This window comes from Frankia sp. CcCS3 (assembly GCF_977927575.1).
Window position 1 is genome coordinate 2109 of sequence record NZ_CDWRCL010000140.1, and the last position, 8702, is coordinate 10810.

The following is an 8702-nucleotide window of genomic DNA, read 5'->3' on the forward strand; positions in this document are numbered from 1 at the left end:
TTTCATTTCGACTCCGATGACGATTTCACCGTCCGCCACCACCGTAGAATCGTCATCCCACTCGACACATTTGTCGAGCAGTCGCATGAGCAGGCTACGCACATCCCGGTCCAGGCCTCGCGCGGCGGCCAGGACGGTGGCGATGTCCGGCCCGAACACGAACTTACCCGCTCCCCATCCGCTCACAATGCCGACGATCTCCCCGCTATACCGGAGTTCGACCAGCAGCTGAGCGAGTTCATCGAACTCACGTTCGGCAGCAGCCCAGTCGAGGACGCCGGCGCAGCCTAACGCCTCTTCGTCGACGATGAATCTCACGTCCGACGCCTACGCACGCCGGCAAGGCTGGCCAGATCACGCTCACCCTGGTCGAAGAAACCAGACGGCCAAGTTGTCAGGGCCCCGGTCTCGGTGATGTCAATGGCCGTTCGCTCGTTTTCCCCGAAATAATGCAGGATTACATCTCCGGCCGGTAGGATTCGATCCTCCGCCACCCCCAGACGGATCCCGTTAACGACATGATCGCTATGTGTCTCGATGATCGTCTGAACGCCAGAGGCCGCGAGCCGCGCAAGGAAGCGCCCCATCATCGACTGACCCGCTGGATGCAGATGCGCCTCAGGATTCTCCACCATGAAAATCCCACCGGGAACCGCAGTCAACGCCGCGACACAGACCGGCAGCGCATAGGAGAGACCGAATCCGACGTTCGCCGGCCGTAGCCAGGGCGCGGTCAGTGCTGCAGGCTCACGAAACCGGACCAGGGCCGCGTTCGTACCCGGTAGCCAGGTCGCCTCGACCGCCACAGGCCGGACGATCGAGGACAGCCAGAGAGCAACCTGGCTTCCCATGGTGATCGAGAAATCGCGATTCTTGGTGTCCGGGTGCCAAAGATCCGCTCCTATCTGTGTCCGCTCGCGACGGGCAAGGACGTGAGCGGTGAACTGGCCTTGATGCCCCACTCGCAGACGACCGTCGTCCAGGGTCGACACCTCGAGCAGGTCACGCGGTCCAAGGCGCTCCGCCGAGAGGTACGTGTCAAGCGGCACACACGCCTGCGAGCCGTCCGCAACCACCGACGACACACGCAGAAAGGTCGAGCGGTCCTCCGGAACAAAATAGTCGATCTGACGACGCGAGTCCGCGGACCATTGAACGATGGAGATCGTATTGTCGACGGCAGCCAAAAAGAGCACGTCCAACGCCTCACCCAGCGCAAGACCGTACGGACCGTTCAGCGGGACCAGAGTTCCGTCGCCCTCGGCGGCGAGTTCCGCGAGCAGAAGCGATTGGGGGACGTAATGAAGTAACAAATACGTGATCGAGAGCATCATCGCAGGTCACAGGCCTGTGGAGGGTTCGAAACGCGCAAGTTATTTCATTTCAACTCCTTGGACAACTGTACTCTTACCTGCATTGTTCAGGCCGGTTAGCACGGTGAGAGACCTGAAATCAAGGCTCAGGTCGGCGAACGCCTTGAAGTTTCTGACCCGAAGCCGCTCGATCATTCGACACCTGAGGCAACGACGCTTCGAGTAATCGCGAACCGGTTCTGGACTCGCATCCGATCTCCCGTCGAGGCCGTGACGGCGGTGATATAGATGGAATCTGACTTCATCAGGCTCCGAGCCTTCCGTCTAATTCCCTGCGCTACGGAAGCCGACTTTATCCGTCCGATCCGCGCCAGCTCGACCGTCCAGCTCTCAAAGAGAGCACGATTGAGGAGTCGAAATGAAATAACTTGCGCGTTTCGAACCCTCCACAGGCCTGTGACCTGCGATGATGCTCTCGATCACGTATTTGTTACTTCATTACGTCCCCACAGAAGCGAAGCACCACCTCACGATCGATCATCCGCCGCTGCCTGCCCAGTGCCCCGGTGGTGGCGATCGAGAATTCCGGGAGAGCGGTCAAATCGCGAAGGAAATCACGGCTACGCTTCTTGCTCATACAGTGCCGAATTTCCTGGGCATTCAGCGGCGTACCACCCGTGTTAATCCGGCGGAAGATATCGTACATGACGGGCCGCGGCGTCGAGGGATCGATGACGTTCGCGACAATCTGAGTGTTGTTAAGGCGACGACGCCAAAGCGCGGGAAGATCCTCGAATCTCTTCCCGATCACATCCCTGATGTACTCCAGTCCCTCCAGGGAGAAACCCCCGGCGCCCTCCCGTCCACCCCGGACGAAATCGTAGACGGTGGTCAGCCGCTGGACGCCGTCGACCACTCGCAACGTCCCGTCCTTGTCCTCCGCGAAATAAAAGGCAGGCAGCGGGATCTGGAGCAGAACAGACTCAATGAGCTGTGCCTTCTGAACCGGCTTCCATACCTTCAGACGCTGAAAATCCGGCGCCAGGTCGAGGGAGCCCTCGTCGATGGCATCGAGCATGTTACGCAGGGAAAAGCTCTTCGTACTTACCCGGATGCTCTCGGGATTCCAGGGCCGGTCAATGTCCTGGAAACCGGTCTCCTGCTCTTCCTCGACATCCAGCGGCGTGTTGCCTTCGTACTCGACGACGACCGCGCTCACCGGCTCCACCCGCGTACTCCGTTTCCAGCCGTCACGATCGGTAGACGCCGTTCCCGGGCGCCGTTCCCCACCTCAGCCAGGTCGCCCTGTCGCAGGCGGGCCCGCGCAGGGTGACCATACCCCGGTGGGCGTCCCGGCGGATGTGGTCCATCGCGGGTCGTCGGCCGGCCAGGCTACTCCAGTCTGGCTCAGTGCCCGGGGTCGGAGGGTGCCGCAGCGTCGGAGGGTGCCGCGGCCCGGCCCTCGTGGGCGGCCAAGCCGTCATGCGCGGCGAGGCCGTCATGCGCGGCGAGGATGGCGTCGGCGGCCAGACTCGGGGGGAGGGTGCCGTCGCGGACCCGCCGTTCAAGGTCCGGAGTGATCTCGCGGACCCCCGGATCGGCCCGCAGGCCAGCGAGCAGCCGATCGTGGACCATCGCCCACATCCAGTCGACCTGCTGGCGGCGCCGGCGGGCGGCGAGTTCGCCGGAGGCGTCGAGGGTGTCCTGATGCTTGACGATCTGCGCCCAGATGGTGTCCAGCCCCGTCCGCTCCACCGCGCTGCACGTCAGCACCGGGGTGTTCCAGTCCCGGGGACCGGCGGAGCCCTGCAGCAGCCGCAGCGCGCCGGCGAGTTCCCGGGCGGCACGGCGGGCGTCGAGCTCGTGCGGCCCGTCGGCCTTGTTCACCGCGATGACGTCGGCGAGCTCCAGCACCCCCTTCTTGATGCCCTGGAGCTGATCCCCCGTCCGGGCCAGGGTCAGGAACAGGAAGGTGTCGACCATGTCGGCGACGGTCGTCTCCGACTGGCCGACGCCGACCGTCTCGACCAGGACGACGTCGTAGCCCGCCGCCTCCATGACGACCATCGCCTCGCGGGTCGCCTTGGCGACGCCACCGAGCGTCCCCGCGGTGGGCGAGGGCCGGATGAACGCCGCCGGATCGGTGGACAACGCCGCCATCCGGGTCTTGTCCCCCAGGATGCTGCCGCCGGTACGCGTCGAGGAGGGGTCGACGGCGAGCACCGCCACCTGGTGCCCCTTCCCGGTGAGCATGGTGCCCAGCGCGTCGATGAACGTCGACTTGCCCACCCCGGGCACCCCGGTGATGCCGATCCGACGGGCCTTGCCCGCGTGCGGCAGCAACGTCACCAGCAGCCGCTGCGCGAGCTCCTGGTGGTCGGGCCTGGTGGACTCGACGAGGGTGATGGCCCGCGCGATCCAGGTCCGCGACGAGGCCAGCACCCCGTCGGCGTACTCGCCCGGATCGATCGGTCGTCGGGTCACCATGCCGGATAGCATGCCGGATCTGCCGTCACTCGGGCGGGTCAGGCCGCGGGATGAGCGGGATGAGCGGGATGAGCGAGCTGGGCCGACAGGGCCGCGAGCAGGTCCAGCGCGGCGTCGGCGATGACCGTGCCGGGCGGGAAGATCGCGGCGGCGCCCGCGGCCCGCAGCTCGTCGAAGTCGCCGGGGGGGATGACCCCGCCGACCACGATGAGGATGTCGGGCCGGTCGAGCGCGGCAAGCTCCTCGCGCAGCGCGGGCACCAGGGTGAGGTGGCCGGCGGCCAGCGATGACACCCCGATGATCTGCACGTCGGCCTCGACGGCCTGGCGGGCGACCTCGGCCGGGGTCTGGAACAGCGGGCCGACGTCCACGTCGAAGCCGAGGTCGGCGAACGCGGTGGCGATCACCTTCTGGCCGCGGTCGTGACCGTCCTGGCCCATCTTCGCGACCAGGATCCGGGGCCGGCGACCCTCGGCACGTTCGAAGGCGGCGGCGGCCTCGCGGGCGGCGACGATGTTGCCGGCAGGTCCCGCCTCGTCCCGGTACACCCCGGAAATGGTACGGATCTGGCCCGCGTGACGCCCGTAGACCTTCTCCAGCACGTCGGAGATCTCCCCGACCGTCGCCTGAGCCCGGGCCGCGTCGACGGCGAGCGCCAGCAGGTTCTGCTCCAGCCCGGGACCGCGGCGCCCATCGCGGGCCGCGTCGGCCGCCGCGGTCAGGGCGTGCAGCGCCGCCTCCACCGCGGCCGGGTCACGGTCGGCGCGCAGCCGGCGCAGCTTCTCGATCTGCTCGGCGCGCACCGCCGAGTTGTCGACCTTGAGCACCTCGATGGCCTCGTCCGCGTCGACGCGGTACTTGTTCACCCCGATCAGCGGCTGGCGGCCGGAGTCGATGCGGGCCTGGGTGCGGGCGGCGGCCTCCTCGATGCGCATCTTCGGGATCCCGGCGTCGATGGCCTGCGCCATGCCGCCCGAGGCCTCGACCTCGTCGATGTGCTCCCAGGCCCGGCGGGCCAGGTCGTGGGTGAGCCGCTCGACGTAGTAGCTGCCGCCCCACGGGTCGATCACCCGGGTGGTGCCGGACTCCTGCTGGAGCAGCAGCTGGGTGTTGCGGGCAATGCGGGCCGAGAAGTCCGTCGGCAGGGCCAGCGCCTCGTCGAGGGCGTTGGTGTGCAGCGACTGGGTGTGCCCCTGGGTGGCGGCCATCGCCTCCACGCAGGTGCGCACCACGTTGTTGAACACGTCCTGGGCAGTCAGCGACCAGCCCGAGGTCTGCGAGTGGGTCCGCAGCGACAGCGACTTGGCGCTCTTCGGGGTGAACTGGTTGACCAGCCGCGACCACAGCAGCCGGGCCGCGCGCAGCTTGGCGACCTCCATGAAGAAGTTCATGCCGATCGCCCAGAAGAACGACAGCCTTGGTGCGAACGCGTCGATATCCAGCCCCGCGCCCAGCCCCGCCCGGATGTACTCGACCCCGTCGGCCAGGGTGTAGGCCAGTTCCAGGTCGGCCGTCGCCCCGGCCTCCTGCATGTGGTAGCCGGAGATCGAGATCGAGTTGAACCGCGGCATCCGCTGCGAGGTGAACGAGAAGATGTCCGAGATGATCTGCATCGACGGCTGCGGCGGGTAGATGTAGGTGTTGCGGACCATGAACTCCTTGAGGATGTCGTTCTGGATGGTCCCGGCGAGCTGCCCCGGGGCCACCCCCTGCTCCTCGGCCGCGACGATGTAGAGCGCCAGCACCGGCAGCACGGCGCCGTTCATGGTCATCGACACGCTCATCTTGTCCAGCGGGATACCGTCGAACAGCTGGCGCATGTCGAGGATGGAGTCGATGGCGACGCCGGCCATGCCGACGTCGCCGGTGACCCGCGGGTGGTCGCTGTCGTAGCCGCGGTGGGTCGGCAGGTCGAAGGCGACCGACAGGCCCTTCTGCCCGGCGGCGAGGTTGCGCCGGTAGAAGGCGTTCGACGCGGCGGCGGTGGAGAACCCGGCATACTGGCGGATGGTCCACGGCTGGGTGACGTACATCGCCGGGTACGGGCCGCGCAGGAAGGGCGCGATCCCCGGGTAGGTGCCCAGGAAGTCCAGGCCCGCGGTGTCGGCGGCAGTGTAGAGCGGCTTCACCGCGATGCCCTCGGGGGTATCCCAGGTCAGCGCGTCGGCGTCCTTACCGGTCGCCGCCTCCAAGGCGGCCCGCCACTCACCTTCCGCCGCGTCCGCCCCGGCCGGCGTGGTGCCCAGCTCCACCGCGGAGAAGTCCGGGATCATCGGGGCACGTTGCGAGCTGTCCGTGGACATCAGGCCACCCCAACCTCGGCGAGCGTCGCCCGCAGCACGGCGACGGCATTGCATCCAGTGAACACGTAGCCGTCGATGCCCGCGGCGGCATCGGTCTGCGCGCGCGCACCGGCCTGGCCCGCGAGCCACACCCGGCTCGCCCCGACGGCCCGCAGCGCCTCGGCGACCGGCCCGGCGTGCTCGGCGTACACCTTGTCGGCCGAGCACAGGCAGGCCACGGTGGCCCCGGAGGCGCTGAACGCCGCCGCGATCGACGCCGGGTCCGTGCCCGGGCCGGACGTCGGAGTCTCGAACCCGCCCGCCTGGAACAGGTTGGCGGCGAAGGTGGCGCGCGCGGTCGAGGCCGCCGCGCTGCCCAGGGTGGCCAGGAAGACCACGGGCCGGCCGCCCGTCGCCGCCAGGTGCGCGTCGGAACGGGCGCGCAGCTCCTCGAAGGTGAGGTCGTAGGTGAGCTCCGGCAGCCCGGCGCCCACCGCCGTGGCGGCCTCCCCGCCGACGCCGGCGGGGCTCGCGGCGGGCACGGGGCTCACGGCGGGCACGGGGTGCCGCTCGGGGAGGTTCTCGCCCAGGTTCGGGAACTCGCTCACCCCGGTGATCGGTTCCCGCCGGTGGGCGATCGCGTCGGAGCGCGTCGCCCAGGTGGCCGCGATCCGCTCGGCGACGAGCCCGGACCGCAGGCCGGCGACGATCCCGCCGGTCCGCTCGATCTCGGTGAACCAGGCCCAGGCCTCCTCGGCGAGCTCGGCGGTGAGTGACTCGACGTACCAGGAGCCGCCGGCCGGGTCGGTCACCCGGATCAGGCTCGACTCCTCCTGCAGGAGGGTCTGGGTGTTGCGGGCGATCCGGCGGGAGAAGTCGTCGGGCCGGCCGAGGCGCGTGTCGAACGGCAGGACGGTGACCGCGTCGGCGCCGCCGACACCGGCGCCGAAGCAGGCCAGCGTCGTGCGCAGCATGTTCACCCAGGGATCCCGGCGGGTCATCATCGCCGCCGAGGTGACCGCGTGCTGGCGCTGGGCCCGGTCGGCCGGCTCGGCGCCGCACACCTCGGCGACCCGTGACCACAACCGGCGGGCGGCCCGCAGCTTCGCGATCGAGGAGAACTGATCGGCGGTGACCGCGTAGCGAAACTCGATCTGGGCGAGCGCCTCGGCAAGGCTCAGGCCGGCCCCGGTGAGCTCCCGCAGGTAGGCGACGCCGGTGGCCAGTGACGCCCCGAGTTCCTCGGCGTCACTGCCACCCGCGCGGTGGTAGGGCTGGGCGTCGACGACGAAGGCGCGGATCCCGGGGAACTCCCGCACGCACCGGCCGGCGAGCGACACCGCCTCGGCGAGGCCCACCGGGCCGTCGGCCGGCAAGCCGGTCCGCGCGGCCAGACCGATCGGGTCGGCGCCGAGGCTGCCCGTGAGCTGCGAACCGGGCAGGCCGCGGGCGGCGGCGAGGCCGAAGAACTCCTCGGCGGCCGGGGCGGTGAGCTCCCCCGCGTCCAGCACGATCGGCGCGAGGTCGAGGTAGACCTCGCGCAGCACCGCGCCGAGCCCGCCGATCGGCAGACCGGCGGGCCCCAGCCGCAGCCAGAGCGAGGTAGCGCCGTTCTCCAGATCGGCGAGGACCGCCTCGGCGACGAGCGTGGCATCGGGGTTGTCATGCAGCGCGCGGACATCCCAGCCGCCGGTGCCCGCGCCCTGCGCCCGCCCACCCCGCACGAACGGGGCGAGCCCCGGCAGGCCCACCCCGCCGGCGGGGGCGTTCTCGGCGGTGTAGAGCGGACGGATCCGCGGACCGTCATAGGTCCGCGTGGCCAACAGCTCCTCGACTTCGCCGGGAGTAGTCGCCTCGGTCGCCACGCCAGACTTACGCAGCACCTGCAGGACGAGCGTCTGCCAATCGGCGCGCGTCGCCTCCGGAAAGTCTGCGGCCAGCGACAACCCGGCCGATGGAACGCTCATGTTCCGGATCGTAGGCCCGGGGGGCCCAGGCGGCCTGGAATGTACTTCCCGTCACAACACCTTGCGCGCGTTTCGCCGGATCGTGTCCCTGCTCACGATGCCCGCAGCCGCTCAGCCACCGCGGCTGTGCCGGCGGCGGACGCCTCAGCGGCCACTCTGGACGCCTCGGCCCGCTCGGCCGCCCGCGCCGCCAGGACCCGGGTCACCGCCGAGACGACCCGCTCCGGATGCCAGGTCACGTCGGCCACGCTGAACCGCAGCACCGTCCAGCGCAACGCGGCGAGGATGTTGCCGCGGTGACGGTCCTGGTAGATCATCGCCGGCGGGCTGGTGGCCGAGAAGGTGTCCGCCTCCACGTCGAGTCGCTGCGCCGGCCAGGCAAGATCCAGCCGGGTGATGATCTGACCGGTCCCGTCCCTGACCGGCCACTGCAATTCCACGGGCGCGAGCCCGTTGTCGGCCAGCAGCAGCCGCAGCCGGGTCTCCAGGGGGTTCTCGGCCCGGCCGTCGGCCAGCGACCACCAGTCGGTCGTCTGCCGGAAACCGCGCCGCCCCTCGGCGGCCGCCCGCGCCCACGCCAAGCTCGGCACTAGGGCCTGTTTGGGAAGTTTATCGGGGCAGCCATTCGTTGATCGCGGCGATGGTGACTGTTG

8 protein-coding genes are annotated in these 8702 nt (G+C 69.2%); all 8 read right to left on the minus strand.

Features of this window, described 5'->3' with window-relative positions; genetic code table 11:
• The coding region (locus AC08OQ_RS12910; RefSeq protein WP_476602013.1) for a hypothetical protein at positions 1-318 on the minus strand (318 nt) is incomplete at its 3' end.
• Positions 315-1334 carry an AAA family ATPase gene (locus AC08OQ_RS12915; protein ID WP_476605380.1) on the minus strand — a complete coding sequence of 340 codons (1020 nt, stop codon included), beginning with the start codon at positions 1332-1334 and terminating at the stop codon, positions 315-317. The genes AC08OQ_RS12915 and AC08OQ_RS12910, both read right to left, overlap by 4 nt.
• A 39-nt stretch (positions 1335-1373) precedes the next feature.
• Positions 1374-1508: an AAA family ATPase gene (locus tag AC08OQ_RS12920; protein WP_462188373.1), complete on the minus strand. Its 135-nt coding sequence runs from the start codon at positions 1506-1508 to the stop codon at positions 1374-1376.
• A gap of 295 nt (positions 1509-1803) precedes the next feature.
• Positions 1804-2532: a DUF262 domain-containing protein gene (locus AC08OQ_RS12925; RefSeq protein WP_476602011.1), complete on the minus strand. Its 729-nt coding sequence runs from the start codon at positions 2530-2532 to the stop codon at positions 1804-1806.
• Between the two features lie 188 nt (positions 2533-2720).
• On the minus strand, positions 2721-3800 hold the full coding sequence (gene meaB, locus AC08OQ_RS12930; protein ID WP_476605382.1) for a methylmalonyl Co-A mutase-associated GTPase MeaB: 1080 nt from the start codon (positions 3798-3800) through the stop codon (positions 2721-2723).
• Between the two features lie 38 nt (positions 3801-3838).
• The gene (scpA, locus tag AC08OQ_RS12935; protein ID WP_476612073.1) at positions 3839-6103 is read right to left on the minus strand and encodes a methylmalonyl-CoA mutase; all 2265 of its coding nucleotides are present in this window, start codon (positions 6101-6103) and stop codon (positions 3839-3841) included.
• Entirely contained in the window at positions 6103-8049 is a 1947-nt protein-coding gene (locus AC08OQ_RS12940; protein ID WP_476602082.1) for a methylmalonyl-CoA mutase family protein, read from the minus strand. Before AC08OQ_RS12940 ends, scpA begins: the two co-directional genes overlap by 1 nt.
• A gap of 92 nt (positions 8050-8141) precedes the next feature.
• Positions 8142-8639 (minus strand): hypothetical protein, encoded by a 498-nt coding sequence (locus AC08OQ_RS12945; protein WP_476612074.1) that lies wholly within the window; start codon positions 8637-8639, stop codon positions 8142-8144.
• Between the last annotated feature and the right edge of the window lie 63 nt (positions 8640-8702).